The organism is Alteromonas sp. RKMC-009 (assembly GCF_003584565.2).
Taxonomy (GTDB): Bacteria; Pseudomonadota; Gammaproteobacteria; order Enterobacterales; family Alteromonadaceae; genus Alteromonas.
In genome coordinates, this window is the sequence record NZ_CP031010.1 from 3,079,710 (window position 1) to 3,100,713 (window position 21,004).

General features: G+C 49.4%; 19 protein-coding genes. 7 read left to right on the plus strand and 12 right to left on the minus strand.

Features of this window, described 5'->3' with window-relative positions:
* Position 1: 1 nt before the first annotated feature.
* The 11 genes from DS731_RS13665 to DS731_RS13715 form a co-directional block, all read right to left on the minus strand.
* Positions 2-1,000 carry a lytic murein transglycosylase gene (locus tag DS731_RS13665; protein ID WP_119501858.1) on the minus strand — a complete coding sequence of 333 codons (999 nt, stop codon included), beginning with the start codon at positions 998-1,000 and terminating at the stop codon, positions 2-4.
* The gene (locus DS731_RS13670; protein ID WP_119501859.1) at positions 1,000-1,296 is read right to left on the minus strand and encodes a YcgL domain-containing protein; all 297 of its coding nucleotides are present in this window, start codon (positions 1,294-1,296) and stop codon (positions 1,000-1,002) included. The genes DS731_RS13665 and DS731_RS13670 overlap by 1 nt, the downstream gene beginning before the upstream one ends.
* A 20-nt stretch (positions 1,297-1,316) precedes the next feature.
* On the minus strand, positions 1,317-2,477 hold the full coding sequence (gene rnd / locus DS731_RS13675) for a ribonuclease D (protein WP_119503422.1): 1,161 nt from the start codon (positions 2,475-2,477) through the stop codon (positions 1,317-1,319).
* A 63-nt stretch (positions 2,478-2,540) separates the two neighbouring features.
* Positions 2,541-4,193, minus strand: coding sequence for a long-chain-fatty-acid--CoA ligase FadD (gene fadD / locus DS731_RS13680; RefSeq protein ID WP_119501860.1), 1,653 nt, complete (start codon positions 4,191-4,193; stop codon positions 2,541-2,543).
* A gap of 123 nt (positions 4,194-4,316) precedes the next feature.
* Positions 4,317-5,156, minus strand: coding sequence for an alpha/beta fold hydrolase (locus tag DS731_RS13685; protein ID WP_119501861.1), 840 nt, complete (start codon positions 5,154-5,156; stop codon positions 4,317-4,319).
* A gap of 82 nt (positions 5,157-5,238) precedes the next feature.
* Positions 5,239-5,967, minus strand: coding sequence for a Slp family lipoprotein (locus tag DS731_RS13690; protein WP_232373368.1), 729 nt, complete (start codon positions 5,965-5,967; stop codon positions 5,239-5,241).
* Between the two features lie 126 nt (positions 5,968-6,093).
* Positions 6,094-6,399: a hypothetical protein gene (locus DS731_RS13695; RefSeq protein ID WP_119501862.1), complete on the minus strand. Its 306-nt coding sequence runs from the start codon at positions 6,397-6,399 to the stop codon at positions 6,094-6,096.
* A 138-nt stretch (positions 6,400-6,537) separates the two neighbouring features.
* Complete coding sequence (gene tsaB, locus DS731_RS13700) at positions 6,538-7,212, minus strand: tRNA (adenosine(37)-N6)-threonylcarbamoyltransferase complex dimerization subunit type 1 TsaB (RefSeq protein ID WP_119501863.1); 675 nt, start codon at positions 7,210-7,212, stop codon at positions 6,538-6,540.
* Positions 7,213-7,223: 11 nt separating this feature from the next.
* Entirely contained in the window at positions 7,224-9,137 is a 1,914-nt protein-coding gene (locus DS731_RS13705; protein ID WP_119501864.1) for an ATP-dependent DNA helicase, read from the minus strand.
* Between the two features lie 95 nt (positions 9,138-9,232).
* Entirely contained in the window at positions 9,233-10,540 is a 1,308-nt protein-coding gene (locus tag DS731_RS13710) for an alpha-amylase family glycosyl hydrolase (protein WP_119501865.1), read from the minus strand.
* A 69-nt stretch (positions 10,541-10,609) separates the two neighbouring features.
* The gene (locus DS731_RS13715) at positions 10,610-11,509 is read right to left on the minus strand and encodes a sulfite exporter TauE/SafE family protein (RefSeq protein WP_119501866.1); all 900 of its coding nucleotides are present in this window, start codon (positions 11,507-11,509) and stop codon (positions 10,610-10,612) included.
* A 139-nt stretch (positions 11,510-11,648) separates the two neighbouring features.
* On the opposite strand from DS731_RS13715, the gene DS731_RS13720 reads away from it, so the two are divergent.
* From DS731_RS13720 to arsB, 7 genes are all read left to right on the plus strand, one after another.
* Positions 11,649-12,539, plus strand: a complete 891-nt coding sequence (locus tag DS731_RS13720) for a TraB/GumN family protein (RefSeq protein ID WP_119501867.1) — start codon at positions 11,649-11,651, stop codon at positions 12,537-12,539.
* Positions 12,540-12,728: 189 nt separating this feature from the next.
* On the plus strand, positions 12,729-14,648 hold the full coding sequence (locus DS731_RS13725; RefSeq protein WP_119501868.1) for a methyl-accepting chemotaxis protein: 1,920 nt from the start codon (positions 12,729-12,731) through the stop codon (positions 14,646-14,648).
* A 209-nt stretch (positions 14,649-14,857) separates the two neighbouring features.
* Positions 14,858-15,442, plus strand: a complete 585-nt coding sequence (locus DS731_RS13730; protein ID WP_232373369.1) for a YSC84-related protein — start codon at positions 14,858-14,860, stop codon at positions 15,440-15,442.
* 26 nt (positions 15,443-15,468) lie between these two features.
* Entirely contained in the window at positions 15,469-16,005 is a 537-nt protein-coding gene (locus DS731_RS13735; RefSeq protein WP_202980662.1) for a nucleotidyltransferase family protein, read from the plus strand.
* Between the two features lie 127 nt (positions 16,006-16,132).
* On the plus strand, positions 16,133-16,471 hold the full coding sequence (locus DS731_RS13740; protein ID WP_119501870.1) for a metalloregulator ArsR/SmtB family transcription factor: 339 nt from the start codon (positions 16,133-16,135) through the stop codon (positions 16,469-16,471).
* A 21-nt stretch (positions 16,472-16,492) separates the two neighbouring features.
* Complete coding sequence (locus tag DS731_RS13745) at positions 16,493-17,014, plus strand: arsenate reductase ArsC (RefSeq protein ID WP_119501871.1); 522 nt, start codon at positions 16,493-16,495, stop codon at positions 17,012-17,014.
* Between the two features lie 11 nt (positions 17,015-17,025).
* Complete coding sequence (arsB, locus tag DS731_RS13750; protein ID WP_119501872.1) at positions 17,026-18,042, plus strand: ACR3 family arsenite efflux transporter; 1,017 nt, start codon at positions 17,026-17,028, stop codon at positions 18,040-18,042.
* Between the two features lie 165 nt (positions 18,043-18,207).
* On the opposite strand, the gene DS731_RS13755 is transcribed toward arsB, so the two are convergent.
* Positions 18,208-20,925 (minus strand): M16 family metallopeptidase, encoded by a 2,718-nt coding sequence (locus tag DS731_RS13755; protein ID WP_119501873.1) that lies wholly within the window; start codon positions 20,923-20,925, stop codon positions 18,208-18,210.
* Between the last annotated feature and the right edge of the window lie 79 nt (positions 20,926-21,004).

Sequence of the window (21,004 nt, forward strand, 5' to 3'; positions counted from 1 at the left end):
GTTATTCCCCTTTGCGGATCCGGTCTGCCAGATAACTGACCGAGACGCCGAAATATGATGAACGGTTCCACTTCATCAGCGTATGAAAATTATTATAGACAAGGTATAAACGGCCATCGATGCCGTCCGGCATGATAAGAGAGGCTTTGATACCGGCAGCAGGTAAGTCTGATAAATCAAATTTACGTACGCCTCTTTCCTGCCATACTGTTAACGGCACGAAATCTTCTTTTGCAAAGCCTGAATGTGCACCGTCATAACCGTCAACAAACTTAACCTGCCGGCCCCAGGTATAGTCATCGTCCCACCCTTCGCTGGCAAGAAAATTAGCGATAGAGGCAAACACATCTGCCGGCGTGGTCCAGATGTCTTTTCTGCCGTCACCGTCATAATCCACGGCATAATTTAAAAAAGACACGGGCATAAACTGACTCTGGCCCATCGCACCGGCCCAGGACCCTTTCAGTGCTTCAATACCAATATGACCATCACGAATGATATCCAGTGCAGCATAGAACTGCTTTTTGAACATCGCTTCACGACGCCCTTCATAGGCTAAAGACAGCACTGCGGAGAACACCGGATAGTTGCCCTGAATCTTACCGAAGTTAGACTCATTGCCCCACAAAGCGACAATAAAGCGGGGCTGAACACCATATTTGCTGCCGATTTCATCCAGCAGAGACTGATGCTCACGATACAGGGTAATTGCCTGCCTGACCTTCCAATCCGGCACGCGGGTCGCCAGATAATCATCCAGCGTGATTTTTTTCTCCGGCTGATTTTTATCTGCCTTTACAATGGTGGGACGAAATGTGGCAGTGTCCAGCGCTTTGTCCACCAGTTCTGCCGTATAGCCTTTTTCCACTGCTTCCTGCTTCAGAGATTGTAACCAGACTTTAAATCCAGCTTCGTTTTTTTCTTCTGCTGAAACCGGCAAAGCCAGCAGCAAAAAAACGGTGAGCAATACAACAGGACTGATTGAAACCAATGCTTTCATCACCGTTTTTCATCCACATGGGGCGCCAGACCAAGCTCTGTGCGGTGAGCGGCCAGCATATCTTCCGCTTTTGGCGGCATTTGCAGATAAAAGCCTTTTTCTTTCAGCGCCACTTCCAGATCAGCTTTGCTGACACCGGCAAGCTGAGGCCGTTTATCCAGGGAAATCAACATCACCAGTTCCGGCGTGCCAAATTTCTCCATCAGTATTTCCGGTACATCACCGAAAGCATTTTTGCCGGGCACGTATAAATACATGCCTTCTTTCCGGCGGGTTTTATAAATTGCACAAAGCATATTCAGTCCTGCATTATTTCTTAACGGGTGAAAGCCAGCGGCCCTAATAATGAGGCCAGCCCCTTTTCCAGCAGAGGACGGCGCCAGCCACTCAGCAAATCAGGCAGAAGCCCCTGCACGCGGGTTTCATCCAGTTCAAACCATTGCCATTTTAACAGCTGATTGATTTGTTTTTTAGAGGCCACAACTTCCTCTGACACGCCCTGCTCTGCGGCAACCATTGCACACAGGCGCTTAATAGCAGCCAGATGCTTTTTATATTCGGGATAGTCAATCAGCCGGCGCATACGGGGTAATTGTTTGTCTGCGGGGGTATCTTCATAAAGGGATTTTGCTTCAGCCACCAGGGCGGTAAGCGTTTCACCGTAACGACGGAGGGTTTGCGGCTGCAATCCCTCGATACGACTCAGCGCAGTGCGGCTTAACGGCATCTTTACTGCCATATCGAAAAGCTGACTTTCTCTGACCACAAAGTTGAGGGCCAGATTTTTTTCACGGGCAACCTTAAGCCGCCAGCCTGCAAGATGGCGAAACACGGTAAGCTGTTCAGGATTAAGCCGCCAAGTATTTTTCAGCACAAGGTAAGCCTGCTCCAGAGGAATTTGTGCAGCCTTCTTTTCTCCCAGTGCAGCAATTTCCTGCGTTACCCAATCAAATTTACCGGCTGCTTCGATTTGTTCTTTCAGTTGTAAGTACACAGGTAAAAGATACAGCACATCATTGGCGGCATACACCAGCTGACTTTCCCGTAGCGGTCTGGCCAGCCAGTCAGTGCGGGACTCCCCTTTATCCAGCACCACGTCACTCATCAGTTCCACCAGCCGTGCATAACCCAGGGTCGCGCCCATGCCAAGCACACTTGCTGCAAATTGAGTATCGAATACCGGCGCAGGTATTACACCGAATGCTGCCAGAAATGTTTCCAGATCTTCTGAGCAGGAATGCAGCACTTTGATCACATCAGGATTCGTCATTAATGCCACAAACGGGCTTAAGTCATTAATCGCCAGCGGATCGATAAGTACCAGTTGCTCGCCGTCGAACAACTGCAATAATCCCAGCTGCGGCGTCAGGGTACGGGTACGTACGAATTCAGTATCAATGGCAACTGCTTCAGCGGCAGAAGCCTTCTCACAGACAGCTTTAAGCGCAATTTCGTCGGTTATTAAGGTATATTTCATCATAAAAAAACAGCCGGCAATGATGCCGGCTGTCCCAATTAGTTGCGTAAAGTCACGGTGAACTCAGTCCCTCAGTTCTCTACGCAGAATTTTGCCTACATTGGTTTTTGGCAGTTCGTCTTTAAAGACAACGTGTTTCGGCACTTTATAGCCGGTGAGGTGCTTACGACAATGTGCAATAACCGTTTCGGCGGTCAGGCTCTTGTCCTTGGCAACCACAAATAATTTCACGACTTCACCACTGACTTCGTGAGGCACACCGATAGCAGCCGCTTCCACCACATCATCATGCATGGCTGCCACTTCTTCAATCTCATTCGGGAACACATTGAAGCCGGAGACCAGGATCATATCTTTTTTACGGTCAACAATATAGAAGTAACCTTCATTGTCTGACTTCGCAATATCGCCTGTAGCCAGCCAGCCATCTTTAAGAATTTCTTCTGTAGCTTCGGGACGGTTCAGATAGCCCTTCATGACCTGCGGCCCTTTCACCCACATTTCACCGGCTTCACCTAAGGGCACATCATTGCCGTTATCATCCAGCAGACGAATTTCTGTGGAAGGTACCGGCATACCGATAGCGCCTTTATAAGCCTTAATGGTAGGTGAATTAACCGCTACCACGGGCGAACACTCAGTCAGGCCGTAACCCTCAAGCAGTACTGTGCCGGTGACTTTTTGCCAGCGTTCAGCCACCGGGCGCTGCACGGCCATACCGCCACCCAGACCGAACTTAAATCCGGAGAAATCAAGTTCACTGAATCCGGGCGTATTAAGCAGACCGTTAAACAGGGTGTTCACCCCGGGTAAAATGGCAAATTTGTGTTTCGACAGCTCTTTCACAAAACCCGGCATGTCTCTCGGGTTGGTAATAAGCAGGTTCGGACAACCAAATTTAAGGAACAACAGGCAGTTCGCCAGTAATGCAAAGATGTGATAAAGCGGTAGCGCAGTGACAACGACATCTTCACCGGGCTCAATGACGATTTCGAGAATACCCGATACCTGTTCCAGGTTTGCAATCATATTACGGTGTGTCAGCATCGCACCTTTCGATACGCCTGTCGTACCACCGGTATATTGTAAAAATGCCAGGTCGTCCCCTGTTATCTCAGGACGCTGATATGTGTAATTCGCGCCGGCTTTCACTGCTGACATGAACGACTCAGCTTGTGGCAGAGAAAACTCCGGCACCATCTTTTTCACGTGCTTCACCGCCAGGTTTACTATCCAGCGCTTAGGAGCCGGTAACATATCCCCTAACGCCGTGCGCAGTACTTTTTTCACCGGTGTATCAGCAATCACACTTTCCAGCGTGGCGGCAAAGTTATCGACAATAACAATGGCTTTGGCATTGGCATCGTTTAACTGGTGCTTTAATTCGCGGGCGGTATAGAGCGGGTTCACGTTAATGACGGTGAGTCCGGCCCGTAATACGCCGAACATAGCAACAGGGTATTGCAACAAATTTGGCATCATGATGGCGACAGCATCGCCACGCTCTAAACCACTATTTTGCAGATAAGCCGCAAACTGAGCAGACAACACGTCCAGCTCATTGAAAGTCATGCTGTGCCCCATATTCATGTAAGCGGTTTTATCGCCCCAGGTCGTCACAGACTGTTCAAAAATATCTACGATAGAGGCATAACGATCAGGGTTAATTTCTGCCGAAACACTTGGGTCGTAATGCTCAAGCCAAATTTTTTCCACACACCCTCCGGTAACTTTTATTTTTATATTTGCAAAAAAGTACAAACTTTAACCAATATTTCACAACTGGTCTGATTTCTTCCGTATATTATAGGATGATAAGGAAAAGATAAACGCCACTATTTACAATTGCTCAACAAATTGACGAATTTCGCAGCCAATTTCGTCTGTTTTTTCCATATGTATGTGGTGGCCGCCGGCAAAAGTTTTACACTGACAGTGACTAAACCAGTTTTGCCTTTTCGCATAAACCTGCTCAACCTTTTTAAAGCTGCTGTCCGCGGCCAGAAACAATACCGGACACTCAATGCTTCGCATGAACGCCTCTGCCTGTGGCTCAGTCAGCCGCAGGGTAGATTTTGTGCGCACGCGGGGGTCGCTCGCCCAGAAACAATGGCCGGATGCATCCTGCGTCAGATTACGGGATAGAATTGCCCGGGCATGCTCAGGCCGGATATCAGCAACAGCGCAACGGGCTTTCACCGCAGCATCCAAATCCACCATATTCAGTTTGTTCCGCCGCTTCTTATCACGACTGATGACAGACTCCCTGACCTGTTCAGCGCTTGTTTGCGGATCCAGAGTAAGCGGTCCGCAGGCATCTATGGAAATCACTGCTTTCACCTGTTCAGGAAACACAGCGGCATAAAGTGTCGCCAGAATACCGCCCAGTGAGTGACCCAGCAGGACCACATTTTCAAACTGATTCTCTTTGATAAGCGCGTATAAATCCTGCAGGAAATCAAACTGGTGGTAGTGGGCACCGGCCGGCCGGTGGGCTGACTGACCGTGTCCCGGTAAATCCAGTGCGATGAAGCGGCAGGATTGCAGATAAGGCGCCAGCGGCGCCAGTGATGCAGCATTATCGAGATAGCCGTGCAAACCGATCACAACAGTTCCGGCTCCCTGATTATCAAGTGCAGCCAGTTTGAGTTCACCGGCCTGAAATTCGGTTTCTAACATGTTTACGCCCTCCGGATGCGGCAAAAATAAGAAAAAAGCGGCAATGAATTGCCGCTTTATAAGGAATAAACCTGCCGCCGGATTACTTCAGATTTTGTCTTGCGCCGCCATTAGCCGGCGTGGAGGTTCTGGTAACCGGTCTGCTTACACTGCTGCGGGTCGATGTTGAAGGCCGGCTGATAGTACCCTTGTTGCCGCTGCGGGTAACGGAAACCCGTACCGGCGAGACATTGGGATAAGCACTTCTGTAATACCCGCGGGAGAAACCAACGCCAAACGTATAGGGCGAATAATACGGACGGTAAAATGAATAGTAGAACGGTGAGTACCAGCCCATACGGTAGTCAAAGAACATGGGGTGTACGTAGTTCAGTGAATCCTGACGCCACATATGAAAGTTTTCACCCTTGATGCGCGGATACATGTAAGGCTGTTCACCGACCATACCGGCAACAGGTCGTTCCACAGCACCAATGAAGGTGACGGAGCGGCCTTCTTCGAAATTAATCGGATCAACAAAACCATCAAGTTCCACTTTGAAGCGGCCAATGGTTTCTTCAAACGTATTCGGACGCCCGTAGTGATTCAGAGGAAAATTGACCACTTCAACCCAGGTCTTGTTTTCCTTGTTCTCCACGCCAACGATCACACCACCCCAACGGGCCATTTTGCCCTTCACGCCGTCACCGCCGGTAACCGCTTTGTTGTAGGAGACCAGATTGGTGTCGTCCGGTACGCGGATATCTTCAGGAATAATGGTACAACCGGTTGCTAAGACTACCGCCACCAGCAGAAAAATTTTACGCAACATAAACGCCCCGGAATGCTAAAAGATAAACTCTATTAATTATGACGTTGCAAACTGAATGCAACCTGAACAATGGCCTGAAAAACGAAACTAATCGGGGTGAGCAGACCAGATTCAAGAATAAGGAGGTCAGGCGTAAATGTCTACACCGAGGAGCTGACGGATAGAATCCCGCTGCGCTTCCCGTTCAAGGCTCTGGTAGGCAGCAGTGGCCTGCTGACCTTTGCCTTCCGGCTGGTCGTAACCGGTTTGCTGCTGAAATTTCTTTGCAGAGTTCAGTACATCATCAGACTGGCTGCTGCGCACCGGTTCAGGTACAACGATACCTTCAACACTTTGAACAGGTTCTTTCTGTCTGGCATCCACTTTCTCAGGCTGCTCCCGGCGGGGCGCCTGATCAGGTCTGATAATACTGTAGCCGGACTGAATTTCCACGCTGTATGAGTTCCTGTATTCGTGATTGACGGTTAGCTGACAACGGGTTTAAGTAAGCTGTAAGCAACGCTGATTGGCGTTTACTGAATATTTAAGCTTATTTTAGCCCGAATAAAATGTCACGCAAAAAACGCACCACTATTCCCTGCCGGGAAGCTTTTTCCACGTCACTTTATCCCGCAGATAAACAGGTTCAATGTTATCCACACTGGTAGCCATGCCTCCGGCAAACATCCCTTCGCCGGGTTTCAGCATGTGCAATGCGTCGGGATAGAGTACTTGCGGTGGCTCATCACCAAACTGCTTAAGTTCATCATAGGCCATCCAGCCGGTACCGGCACGGGCAAAATCTCCGGAGAGCTGCGTTGCAGCGTGTTCAGGCGGGCATACCTGTTCTTCACCGGTTAACTCAGCCTGACCGTTTACATTAGTAAATTGTGCAAAGTACACTTCACCCATGCGCGCATCAATGGCGCAGGCGATACGGCCGGCACCCTGCGTATCTATCACCTGCTGCGCCATCGCGGTAAGCGTACTGACACCTGCCACTTCCAGGCCCGTGCCCAGAGCCAGTCCCTGAATCATGCCGGTGGCAATGCGAACGCCGGTGAAACTGCCGGGCCCGCGACCGTAAACCAGCCCGCCGGTGTCTTTTAGGCTCACACCGGCTTCTTTCATTACTTCATCAACCATAGGTAACAATCGCTGACTATGTTGCTGCGGACAAATTTCGAAACGGTGAAAAATACCGTTTTCGGTTTTCACCGCAACAGAGCAGGCTTCAGTAGCGGTATCAATGGCAAGTAAAATCATAAAACTCCGGGCTATTTAATCGCTTGCAGAAACGATTCAACTTTGTCCAGCGAACGTGTTCTCTGCATATCAGGTAAACTTGATACAAATGTTTGTGCATAGGGTTTGGTCACCAGACGGTTATCACAAATAACCAGTACGCCTTTGTCGGTGGGATCACGGATAAGCCGTCCCGCCCCCTGCTTTAACGTAATGACTGCCTGCGGGATCTGAATTGCAGCAAAGGGATTTGCTCCCCGCTTTTTCACATCTTCCATGCGCGCCTGTAACAGCGGATCATCCGGTGAAGCAAAAGGCAGTTTATCAATCATCACGCATATAAGGTCATTGCCGCGAACATCAACCCCTTCCCAGAACGCACCGGTCCCGAGCAACACCGCACTTTCATCTGCCAGATAAGCATCCAGCAGTGCCTGCTTTGTCGTCGTTCCCTGCACCAGCAGCTTGTTAGGTACCTCAAACTCCAGCCTTTTGGCGATTTCACGGAGCATGGCGTGGCTGGTGAAAAGCAAGAAACAGCGGCCTTTACTGGCCTTAATCAGACGTTTCGCCGTTTCGAACAACGTGTCTTTCATGGCAAAACTGTTCGGCTCCGGCAGGAACCTCGGCACACAGAGCATTGCCTGGTCTTTGTAGTTAAACGGACTTTCCAGTTCCAGAGTTTTGGCGTCGTCCAGTCCCATCCGTTTCTGGAAGTAGGTAAAGCCGCCATCGACGGTTAAGGTTGCAGACGTGAAAACCCATCCTCTCGGCACGGCATTGATAAACCGGCGGAACTTCGCAGCAATGGATAACGGCGTGAGATGCAGGATAAGGTGTCTTTGCGTGGTTTCATACCACAAGCTCACGCCCTGCTGTTCAGCATCACATAACGCGTCAAGCTGTTCCCGTGTCTGCACTACCCGCTCGTAAATATTATCCAGATCTTTGTCTCTGCCAAGGTGCAGTTTGATTACTTCATGAAGCACACCGATGCCGTCTTTTAATCTGGCGACCTGAGTTTGTATGTCATCTCTGTCCAGCGCTTCGGCCCAGTTGCCTCTTTCAGGATTTTCCGGAAACAGCAGGCGCAGATCGGCTGATGCAATCCGGCATTTTTCTGCGGCTTTATCCAGCTGTTCTGCGTCTTTCAGCACTGTGCGGTAAAGCACGTTAATATCTTTTGCCAGTTCCTGTAACTGACGGCTGGACAAGGATTCACCAAAATAATCGCTGGCGATATCGGGGATTTGGTGAGCCTCATCGAAAATGATGGCATCCGCTTCAGGGATGAGCTCACCGAAGCCTGTGTCCTTAAGCGCCATGTCAGCAAAAAACAGGTGATGATTGACCACAATGATATCAGCCTCCAACGCTTTGCGGCGGGCTTTTACCAGATAACACTCTTCATATTCGGGACAATCACGTCCCAGGCAATTGTCTACTGTTGAGGTGATCAACGGCAGTACTTTGGCATCTTCCGGCAACGTTTTCAGTTCGCCGGTATCACCGGTTTTGGTGGTCTCGGCCCAGCTTCTCACCGTTGAGAGCTGACCGAGTACTTCTTTTTCCACCAGTGTGGAATTACCGCCGTGCTGCCCCATGCGGTGCAAACACAAATAATTCGAACGGCCCTTCAATAACGCTGTTTTTCTGCGGGAGCCAAGCGCTTTTTTAACCACCGGCAAATCACGGTGGTAAAGCTGCTCCTGCAGATTTTTCGTTCCGGTAGAAATGATTGCTTTACCTTCAGCCAGCAATGCCGGACCGAGATAAGCGAAGGTTTTGCCTGTTCCTGTGCCGGCTTCAACAATCAGCGAATGCTGATTGTCCAGCGCTGACTTCACAGCCAGCGCCATGTCCGTCTGGGCGGCGCGGGGAGAAAACCCCGGAATGGCCTTAGCCAGCAATCCGTCAGCAGTAAACAGGGAAGATACAGAAGGCATAAACAAACACTAAAAATTTAAAGCGCGTAGTATGCCAGAATTATCAGCTAAATGGGGCAAGAATTCACTGACCGGCCGGCCAGTTTAATTCATGTTCAAATCGCCTCGTAAACACGATAGGCCCAGGGAGCCAAAATAGGCGGCTGTGCAGCATCAAGCACGATGTCCTGACGGTTCAGCACGTCGCGGTACTGGCCGTTATACAGACCGGCATCAAAGGTGGGTGAAACGGTATCCGGGGATAAGTTAAGCACCACCAGAATTTTCTCATTTCCCTGCATGCGCACGTAACTGAAAACCCGTTTCAGATCATTGCTGTTCACCTGCAACATGGTTGCACCGGCTTTTCCGTTCCACAATGCCTTCACGCGCTTTTTCAAACTAATCAGTTCACGGTAAAGATCGCCGATGGCATGGTCCTGCCAGTCGATGGGATCCCGTTCAAAAAAGGCCAGACGTTTGTTTTCCCCCGCTTCCTGACCATTGTGAATTAGCGGCATACCTTCGCCGGTGACAGACAACACAATAGCAGCCTCCAGAGCTTGTCCGAACTGCTCATGCTGCGTGCCATCCCAGGCATTTTTGTCATGATTGCTGACGAATGTCATCCGGTAGGCTGACTCCGGCCAGCTGCGCTCGTTCCAGGAATAGTATTTTCTCAACCTGTCCAGCGGTGCCCTGCCCTGAGCTATATCGTGCATAGCTTCGTTCCAGCTCCAGGCATAGGTCATATTGAATGCCTGTTCGTGAAGATCGCGGTTCTCCCATTCTGCCAGCATGAAAACCGGTTTAATGGCATCCAGCGCGGCTCTGGCCTGAGCCCAGAAATCATTAGGCACGTAACCGGCAACATCGCAGCGAAAACCGTCAATATCAAACCGTTCTACCCAGTAACACATTGCCTCAGTCATGTAACGGCGCAACGCCGGCACACTGTAATCAAACTCAATAATATCGTCCCAGTCCCACCACGGTGACGGTCTGAAATTACCCTGATAATCTTTTGCATACCAGTCAGGATGTGACACGGTGAGTGGATTATCCCAGGCACTGTGATTAGGGATCCAGTCGAGAATCACCTTCATATCAAGCCGGTGAATTTCACTGACAAGTGCGGCGAAACTGTTCTCGTCTCCGAACTCGGGATTAATGGCAAAGTAATCTTTTACAGAATAGGGACTGCCCAGTGCCCCCTTGCGGTTTTTGATACCGATGGGCTGTACCGGCATGAGATAAATGATATCTGCGCCCAGCGCTTTGATATGCTCAAGACCTTTAATTACGCCCTGAAAATTTCCTTCAGCACTGAACTGGCGGGTATTGACCTGATAGATGACCGCGTTTTCAGACCACGCAGGTTGCGCAACCTGATAACGGTTTTGCGGTAAAAAATCTGCTGCCATGATGTTCTCCGGGCGTTAAAAATCAATCTCATAGCATTGATACGTCATTCCCGTCGAAAAGTTTTCCGTTCAGAATACCGGCAATCCGCTGATCCCCAGCAGTAAAACCCACAAACCGAAAAACAATTTTAATTTCTGTACGGAAAATGCCAGCACAACATATTTAGCCAGTCTGCCGCCAATGATTGCACCTGCTCCGGCAAACAGTACCACCGGCCACACAATGGCTAAGGATTCAGTAACATGGTAAATCACCCCGCCCCACACTGAAAATGCAGTCAGCATTACAGCGACAGCAATCGCCATGGTAACGTGAAAGCCCCTCAGAATAAGAAATACAGCGACAAGCTCACCAACGCCGACAGACAACCATGCAGTCACTGCTCCGCCAACAAACGCCACCACGGGCAACAGCGCAGTTTCAGTCATGGAGAGGCTACTTCTGAACCGGGTTTTCTTTAGTAACGGGATACTGGCAAAAATGACCAGAGCCAGAAAAATAGAGAAAATACCGAAGCCCAGGTGCAAATCATTCACATTACCCTGAATGAAAGACAACAACGGAATGCTGCCGGCAGCAAACTGTGCCATCAGGATACCGCACACCGAAGCCGGTACTGTGAGTGCCACCACCTGCGGTAACATTTGCCAGTGTTCGTTGTGCTTTTCTTTGTTTTGAAAAAACGCCCACCAGCTTAATGCACCGGCCGTCATACCGCAGCACTGAATGGCAAAACTGGTTGCCACAATGTTCTGAGGGGAAAAATCAAGATGGTGGAACACCGGCACAAAAACAACGCCGCCACCGGCCCCGGTTGCATTCGCAAACACAGCACCGATAACACCGAGTAACGCAAAAGCACCATTTTCTGCCACGATGCCAGCCGGATCCGGTTGCATAAACAACACAATAAACCAGAGGATGGTCAGCGCAGAGGGAACGGAAAACTGACGGACGATACTTAACACAGATAGACTACTTATCCAGAAAATACACCGCGATGGCCTTCGCAAGTGAAAACAAACATTTGAGAATTGTACTTTTACAGCTTTAACAGTAAATTGCATAGCACATTATGAGAGGAATCGTAGCAAAGGACTCAGTATTATGCGAACAGCCTTCACCGGATTAAAAAAGGGTTTTATAGCCGCAGTGGCTTTATGGGGTATGGCCACGCCGCTCACTGCTTTCTCAGCATCCGTCTGGGAGGTGAGCAAGAACGGGAATACCGTCTATCTCGGTGGCACACTGCATATCCTCAGCCCGCAGGACTATCCGCTACCGGCAGAATATGACATCGCTTACAAAGCATCCTGTAAAGTCATATTCGAAACCGATCTGGATGCGCTGGATACGCCGGATTTCACCCGTAAAACACTGCAACTGATGACTTATCAGGACGGACGCACAATCAAAGATGATTTATCTGAAGAAACATTCAGTATGCTGTCTGACTGGCTCTCTGAAAGAGGTATTCCGGTAGCTCAGGTAAGTAAGATGAAGGCATCATTTCTTGGTATATCGCTTTCTATGCTGGAAATGCAGCGGGCAGGCTTAACCAGTCAGGGCGTCGACAAATACTTTTTCGCCCGCGCGACGGAAGACCAGAAGCCTGTAGGCTGGTTTGAAACGCCTGAGCAGCAGTTAATGATGCTGGCCGGACTGAGTGAAGGCGACGAAGATGCCTACATCCGCTACACCCTGGAAGAGTTAGAAACCATGAATGACTCACTGGAACCGATGAAGGAAAACTGGCTGACCGGTGACATGCAGGCACTGTATAACGACAGCATGGAAAGCTTCAAAACAGACTATCCTGAGGTGTACGATGAAATGCTGACAAACAGAAATAAAGCATGGCTCCCGCACATTGAAGAGTACCTGACCACGCCGGAAACAGAGTTTGTACTGGTTGGCACCATGCATATGGCCGGTGCCGAAGGCGTTATCGCCATGCTTGAAAGTGAAGGTTATTCCGTCATTAAAGTTAATAAATAAGTATTACCCGCCGATATATGTAAGTGTGAAGATGATTTCAGACAAAATAATCATCACTGTTCTGAAATTTTAAACTACGCTTAAATCAACAAAATATGCCAGTTAACCAGAGCGACTTGTATTCAGGTCGCCTCTGCTGCCGGTGCTGTCCGGAAAGTTTAAGCGTCTGACTGTTTTAACGGAGTTTGCATGTCCATAAAGCGAAGATTTCTCATCGCCATTTCCATTGTGATAGCGGTATTTACTGTCATTGTAGGCATAGTAACTTCCGTATCCATCAAGTCTGATATTGACCATCAGATCCAGACACAAATAGATCAGACATCTAAGCGCTTGCTGGATATTTTCACAGTCACCGATTCACTGATGAGTGAACGGGTAAAAAGCAGTATGGCGTTATTAAAGCAACGGGGCGCAGCATTGGGAACACCCTCACAGGCTGGCGATGTGATGGTGAAAGAAACGATTTCCACGCAGCTTTTACTGGGCGAAAAACCGCAGGCGAATGATTTTACTCTGGTTGACGGGCTAACCAGCATTATGGGCGGCACGGCAACATTATTCAGTCGCCGGGGTGATGACTACATCCGCGTCAGTACAAATGTGATTAAAGACGGTCAGCGCGCAATTGGAACAAAACTCGCCCCTCAGGGCAAAGCCATGGCGAAAATCAAAAATGGCGAAGCCTATTACGGTGAAGTAGATATACTCGGTAATCCTTATCTGACCGGTTACGAACCCATGTTTAATAACGCCAGTCAGGTTGTCGGTATCTGGTATGTGGGGTACTCCGCTGATTTAAAACTGCTGGAAGAAGCCATCGCCCGCAGTCATATACTGGAAAAAGGGTTTGTTGCCCTGCGTGATGCAAAAGGCAATGTACGTATGCATTCTTCTCATGTGAACGAAAGTGACGTCAAAGCCGCCCTCTCCGGAGACGACAAATGGAATCTTACCGTTGTGCCATTCAGCCGCTGGGGCTACGACATCTTGCTGGCGGAATCAAACAGTGAGAAAACGTCCATGCTCAGCACCGCGCTTTTCATTTTGCTGATTAAAGTACTGGTGGCGAGTGGCATTATTCTTATCAGTCTGGTTATCCTGGTGAAACGTTATGTGGGTCAGCCTCTGGATGAGTTTAATCAGGTTGTCACCAGTTTGTCCGGCGGTGAAGGCGATCTGACTTTCCGCTTTGAAAACAAAAAGAATGATGAATTTGGCCGCATGGCACAGGCCTTCAATAAATTACTGGCACAATTGCAGTCCACGTTACAAAACGTCGACAGTGCCACTCAGGCTATGCAGTCTAAATCACAGGTGCTGAACAGAACAGCCACCAGCGCACAGAAAACCGTGAAATCCTTATCTGACGAAACCAGTGCGATCACCAGTGCCATCACTGAGCTGCAACAAAGCGCAGAAGCCGTCTCAGTAAATATTCATCATGCCAGCGATGCTGCAAATGCGGCCGACGCTGACACCCGTAACAGCGTTAATGTACTGAAAGCGACTATCAAAGACATAGAGAAACAGGCCCGGGAAGTGGATGCCTCAGTACAGGTAATTACCGATCTGGCCCGCTCCAGTGAGGAAATCAGTGGTGTCATGGATGTTATCCGCAATATTGCCGAACAAACCAATTTGCTGGCTCTGAATGCTGCCATTGAGGCCGCCCGTGCCGGAGAACAGGGCCGGGGCTTTGCGGTGGTCGCAGATGAAGTTCGCTCACTGGCAAGCCGTACCCAAAGCTCTACAGAAGAAATCCGCGTCATGATTGAACGCCTGCAACAAGGCAGCCGCGATGCGTCTGAGCGCATGCAGTCGAATAAAGACAATGCATTTGCTACCGTGGAAGTGACACAAAAAGCCGGAGAGACGTTACAAAAAGCCCTGTCCGCCGTCGCAACCATTACTTCCCTGAATCAGGAAACCGCATCAATGGCCACACAGCAGGCCGCAGTATCGCAGGATGTATCCAAACGACTGAACAGCATTCAGCAGGTTGGTAGTGAAAATGAGCAACATGCCCGCGAGGTATCTGATAGCTGTGAAGCGCTGGTTGAGCAAATTGAACAAATGCGGGAGCAACTGAGACGTTACCGCTTCTGATGATCAAGTTTGGCGCAATTTGCGGACGAGTGTCTGTAAATTGCGTCATCGCCCCCTTTTCTTCCCCGCAACACTCTTCCCGAATCACACATAACACATTGAATAAAAAGAATTTATAAAACTAAGCACGCTAATTGCTTTGTTCTGTCAGATCTGAAGTTGCTTATTGCCTTGTCTGCATTCAGACAGGTTCTTACAGGAGTAATAGCATGATAAATCTGATTAGAACGATAAAAACTAAACGTATTATGTTCGCTGCCGGTGTACTGATGCTGGTATCAGGCTGCGCTTCCATGGGCAGTGGCACCGTTGCTGAAAAACGGGACGCCATACTAACCATGCAGGATGTGGCGCTGGCGAAACTCTACAAAGAAAAACCCGATGTAAAAGCGCAAATAGAAACAGCGCCCGGCTATGCCGTTTTCAGCAATGCGAATGTGAACATTATTTTTGTTTCAGCCGGTACCGGCTATGGTGTTGTTAACAACAACACAACCGGCCACCAGACATACATGAACATGGCCGAGGGCGGTGTGGGACTGGGGATCGGAGCAAAAGATTACCGCATTGTGCTGGTGTTTCATTCTCAAAAAGCCATTAATTACTTTATTGAGAACGGCTGGACCGCAGGCGGTAACGCAGATGCCACTGCAAAGGCTGGTCAAAAAGGCATGTCGGTTGAAGGTGAAGGGTATTTAGGTGATATTACCGTTTACACAATGACGGAATCCGGTCTTGCTCTGCAGGCCTCGGTAAAAGGCACCAAATTCTGGCCAGACAAACAACTCAACTAAATGAAACAGCGCTGCGCGATTTAACCGTGCAGCTTTTAAAGGATGATCCGTTACGGTATGCAGCTCTGCAGGCCGTAGCGGCCTTATCGTTACCGGACTGCTGGATTGGCGCCGGATTCATCAGAAACCTCATCTGGGATCACACTCACCGGCGCAGCATCCCCACTCCCCTTAATGACGTGGATGTGGTGTACTTCGATAGTGACAACGTGTCTGCCGGAGCCGAAACCGTGCACACGGGCCGGTTGAATACCATTATGCCGGCACTGAACTGGGAAGTCCGTAATCAGGCACGCATGCATGACAAACATGGACGTCCGCCATTCAGCAGTACCCCGGATGCGATTTCACACTGGATTGAAATTGAAACCACTGTAGCAGCCAGACTTCAAAACGGAAGTATCGAAATATTCAGTGCTTATGGATTAAGTCACAACTACAACAATACCATCACCCGTAACCCGCTGGCAGCGCAGGCAACCTTTGATTCACGGGTAAAAAATAAATCGTGGCTGGCTGAGTGGCCGGAGCTGAAAGTGCAACGCGGGCAGATTCAGCGGTAACGTCTTTTCGCGCCCTTGCCCTTCCTTTCTTTCTTATCCCGGTAAAAAAACTTCACAACACTGTCATTGACTCTCACCCCTAAACATGTGAAATTTCACATATGTATTATTTCACATGTATTAACTTATGAATGCGCTGCAACTGTTTAAATGTCTGGCCGACGATACCCGGCTGAAATCCGTTGTGCTTATCCATACGTTTGGTGAAGCCTGCGTGTGCGAGCTGATGGAAACCCTGAAATTGGATCAGCCCAAGACATCCCGTCACCTGGCATCACTACGTAAATGCAACATTTTGCTGGATGAACGCCGTGGCAAGTGGGTGTACTACCGCCTTCATCCCGAACTGCCGGCATGGGCAAAATCTGTCATTGCCAGCGCCAGTGAAAGTAACAGCGAAGGCTTTGAAACGTCGCTTGCGACTTTTAAGCAATGCCAGCTTAACGGCAGCGATTGTTGTAATTAAATTTTTAACCGGAACACACTTATGAAAATTCTGTTTATCTGCACCCACAACCGGTGCCGGAGTATTCTTAGCGAAGCCATCACCAATCAGATTGGCCGCGGCATCATTGAAGCGCGCAGCGCCGGCAGCCAGCCGGTAGGTGAAGTACACCCGTTGTCTGTGAAATATCTGGAAGAATCCGGCTACAGTGCAGCCGGCTTGCAAAGCCAGTCATGGGACGAATTCGAAGACTTTAGCGCCGATGTTGTCATTACGGTATGTGACTCAGCGGCGGGCGAGACCTGCCCGGTCTGGTTCGGTAACAGTGTAAAAGTTCACTGGGGCCTGTCAGATCCATCGAAGGAAAGTGGCACCACTGAAGAGATCCGCACAGCGTTTTTAAGCTGCATCCGCATTATTGAAGAAAGAGCAAAACAGTTGCTAACCATTGCTGAAAAAGCAGGTGATACTGAAGCTCTGCGCAAGGCTCTCACGGATTTAGGAGTGCAACACACGGCAAGTGCAGAGGCACTGAGCAAACGCGTTAATCAAAAATCGATTTAGGATATTGGACCATGGGATTATTTGAACGCTTCCTCTCCGTCTGGGTTGCACTTGCGATTGTTACAGGCCTGCTTGCAGGCAGTTTGTTTCCGGATCTGTTTGCTACTGTAGCAGGGCTTGAGTATGCACATGTCAATCTGGTAATCGCCGTACTCATCTGGCTGATGATTTACCCGATGATGGTGCAGGTAGATTTCACCTCGGTTAAAGATGTAGGGAAGAAACCCAAAGGCCTGGTTCTGACCCTTATCATCAACTGGTTGCTTAAGCCTTTTTCTATGGCTTTTCTGGGCTGGCTGTTCTTTAAAGGCATCTTTGCAGAATGGGTCGATCCGCAAACAGCGGGCGAATACATAGCCGGTATGATCCTTCTTGGTGTGGCCCCCTGCACAGCTATGGTGTTTGTGTGGAGTCAGCTCACAAAGGGTGATGCCAACTATACCCTCATGCAGGTTTCCGTGAACGATATCATCATGATTTTCGCCTTTGCGCCGTTAGCGGCATTTCTGCTGGGCGTTACCGATATTACTGTTCCCTGGAACACGCTGCTATTATCAGTCGTGCTGTACGTTGTGATCCCTCTTGTAGCCGGTGTGATTACACGAAAAGTACTGGACAGTAAGGACAACCACCAGCGCCTGACACAATTTCTTGCCACCATGAAGCCATGGTCAATTGTCGGGTTGCTGGCTACCGTCGTACTGCTATTCGGCTTTCAGTCTGAAACTATCATTGCAGATCCGCAGGCCATTGTATTAATTGCCATACCGCTGCTTATTCAGACCTACGGCATTTTCTTTCTGGCTTACTGGCTGGCTAAGCGAATGGGAATGCCCCACAATGTTGCCGCCCCGGCATGCATGATTGGCACGTCAAACTTCTTTGAACTGGCTGTTGCCGTGGCAATTTCTTTGTTTGGTCTCCACTCGGGAGCCGCACTGGCTACTGTAGTCGGCGTGCTGGTTGAAGTGCCGGTGATGTTGTCGCTGGTAGGCTTCGCAAACAGAACACGGCACTGGTTTGACTAATTAATACATGGCGCCACCCGCGATTGCGAATAACAAAAAGGCCCGCTCTATATAGAGCGGGCCTTTCGTTTTTAATTCAGAGCGTTAACGTTCAAGCATTTATGTTCATAGCGCTGAATTTCAGAGCGCTTCCGGGGCACCACCGATTTGTTGCCGTACAGGAGCTTACTCTATTTCCAGCATCACCACTTTACCCATTGTCTCCAGTTCGTCCTTGTAAAGTGCAGCGTCGCCCACAATCAGATAAATGACATTATCAGTAGTGAACAAACCGGACTGCGCCCTGACGTCTTCCAGGGTAAGCTTGTCATACTCCTGCTGTAATAACATAGGATAGTTGAGCGGCTTACCCTCTTTCAGACTGGACTCAATTTCTGACAGCACACTACCGTTTGTTTCAAATAAGCCCGGTAACTTACGGATTTCAGTCGTAACGGTTTCGGTCAGCTCCGTTTCTGTTGCCGGATTATCACCATTGTATTCTTTCATCTCGCGGTCTATTTCGTTAACCGATTCGACGGTTTTGTCACTCTGTACCGGCGCGTACACAAACCACGGACGCTGCCCCAGTGTTGTCATCGCAAGGCTGCGTGCACCGTAAGCCCAGCCTTTATCTTCCCGCAAATTCATATTCAGGCGGGCGGTAAATTTACCGCCTACAATGGCATTAGCCGTTTCGATAGCCAGTGTGCTTTTATCTGATACAGGCGGGATGAGTTTACCGGCCAGTATAAGCGACTGGGGAGAATCAGGACGGTCGGCCAGGTAGAATGTACGGCCTTTCACCTGCGGTACGTCAACAATGCGCTTTTCTCCGGCTTTACCACTGACTTTCCAGTCACCCAGACTGTCATTCAGCATGGATTGGAGTGCTGATTTTTCGATGTCACCCACTACAATGATTTTCGCATTGTCAGGGCGTATCCAGGTGCTATGGAAGTTTTTGAGTATTTTGGTGGATATTTCACTGACCGACTCACTGGTGCCGGAACCTGTCAGCGGCATACCATATGGATGCTCTTTTCCGTACAACAACGGCGGCAACTCCCGGACAGCCAGTTGTACCGGCTGAGATTTTTCCTGGGCAATATCCGACAGCCAGATCGGCTTCAGTTTTTCCAGATCGCTTTCCCGCATGGCAGGATTTTTTACCACGCTGCTGAACAGTGACAATGCAGGTTTTAAGTTTGCAGTAAGGGATTGTAAATGTGCATAAGAACTGTCCAGCGAGCCGCCAAAATAGCTGGCAGCGCCCAGCATATCCATTTTCGTTTTGTAAGCTTCACCATCAATTTTACCGGAGCCCTCTTCCAGCATGCGCATGGTCATTGATGATGAACCCAATGGATAGCCATATGCGTCGGCGGCATAACCACTGTCGAACACGATACGCAGAGAAACATCAGGCACGGCATCACGCTTAACAAAATAGACCTGCAACCCGTTATCCAGGGTAAATTCCTCTGCCTCAGGGAACGACAGCACGGGCATTTCTGTCACTTCCGGTAATGCAGAGCGGTCGGCCCCTTCTGTACTTGCTGCATAATTCGGAAACGGTCGGACAATCAACTGATGATAAGGAAGATCGAGCCATTTTTTAGCGACGGTATTGAGCTGCTTTGGTGTGGCCTCTGAATAGCGTTTCAGGCTTTTCATATAGTGGTCTGAATCGCCGGCATATAACTCGCCTTCTGCCAGAACGTTAGCCTTTCCGCCAAAGCCACCAATCTTCTCCATACCGCGTATAGTACGGGAAAGCGTGCGCATCCGCGCCCCTTCCAGTTCCTGCTTACTTACCGGTTTGGCAAGCAGAGCGGCAATTTCTTCATCAATAATCGCAGACACTTTATCTTCATCAGCATTTGCACCGAGCGTCACTTCGAGGGTAAAGATACTTGCCAGCGTATGCTCTTCTAAATACGCATCAATACCGGTTGCCAGCTTTTCTTTTTCCACCAGGCGCTGATACAAGCGTGAGGTTTTGCCTTCTCCCATCACTTTGGCCAGCAAATTCAGTGCTTCAGTATCATCATCTACCCGTCCGGCTACCGGCCAGACCCGGTAGATGCGTTCAGCCGCCACCTTGTCGAACAATTCCTCAAAGCTGTTGGAGCCTTTAACCGGCACATAGGATTTCAGACGTTTTAAAGGCGGTCCCGGAGGAATATCACCAAAGTAATGCTCCACTTTCTGCTTTGCCACTTCCGGCGTAATGTCACCGGCGAGGACAATGACAGTATTGGCTGCACCGTAGTACTGCTCAAACCAGGCTTTCACATCATCCAGACTGGCAGCATTCAAATCTTCCATGGAGCCGATGGTACTCCAGCGATACGGGTGTCCTTCAGGAAAAATGCCTTCCAGTAAACTGTATTCAGCCTTACGGTACGGCGTGTTGTCGCCCTGTCGCTTTTCGTTCTGTACCACGCCACGCTGGTTATCCAGCTTTTCCTGTGTGATGGCACCAAGCAGATGCCCCATGCGATCAGATTCCATCCACAACGCAAGATCGACGGCGGTAGACGGGACATTCTGGAAGTAGTTGGTGCGGTCAAACCAGGTGGTACCGTTCATATCGGTGGCGCCTACCTGTTCAAAGGGCTTGAAGTATTCGCCGTCGTAGTTTTCCGAGCCGTTAAACATAAGGTGTTCAAACAGGTGAGCGAAGCCGGTTTTACCGGGTTTCTCATCTTTAGACCCCACGTTGTACCAAACAGAGACCGCGACAATGGGCGCTTTGTGATCTTCGTGGACCAGTAACGTCAGGCCATTGTCCAGTTGATAACGGGTATGAGGGATAGCCAGATCGTCAACGTTTAAAGACGCAGCATTCAGGCAGGTATGCGTAATTGCCATCGCAATCAGCAGCAGTGATTTCTTCATAATATCTGTCCGTAGTATTTATTGTTAGTTGTCCTGTATCACCGGCGCAAGCCCTACAGGTTAATTTTCATACTAGCGG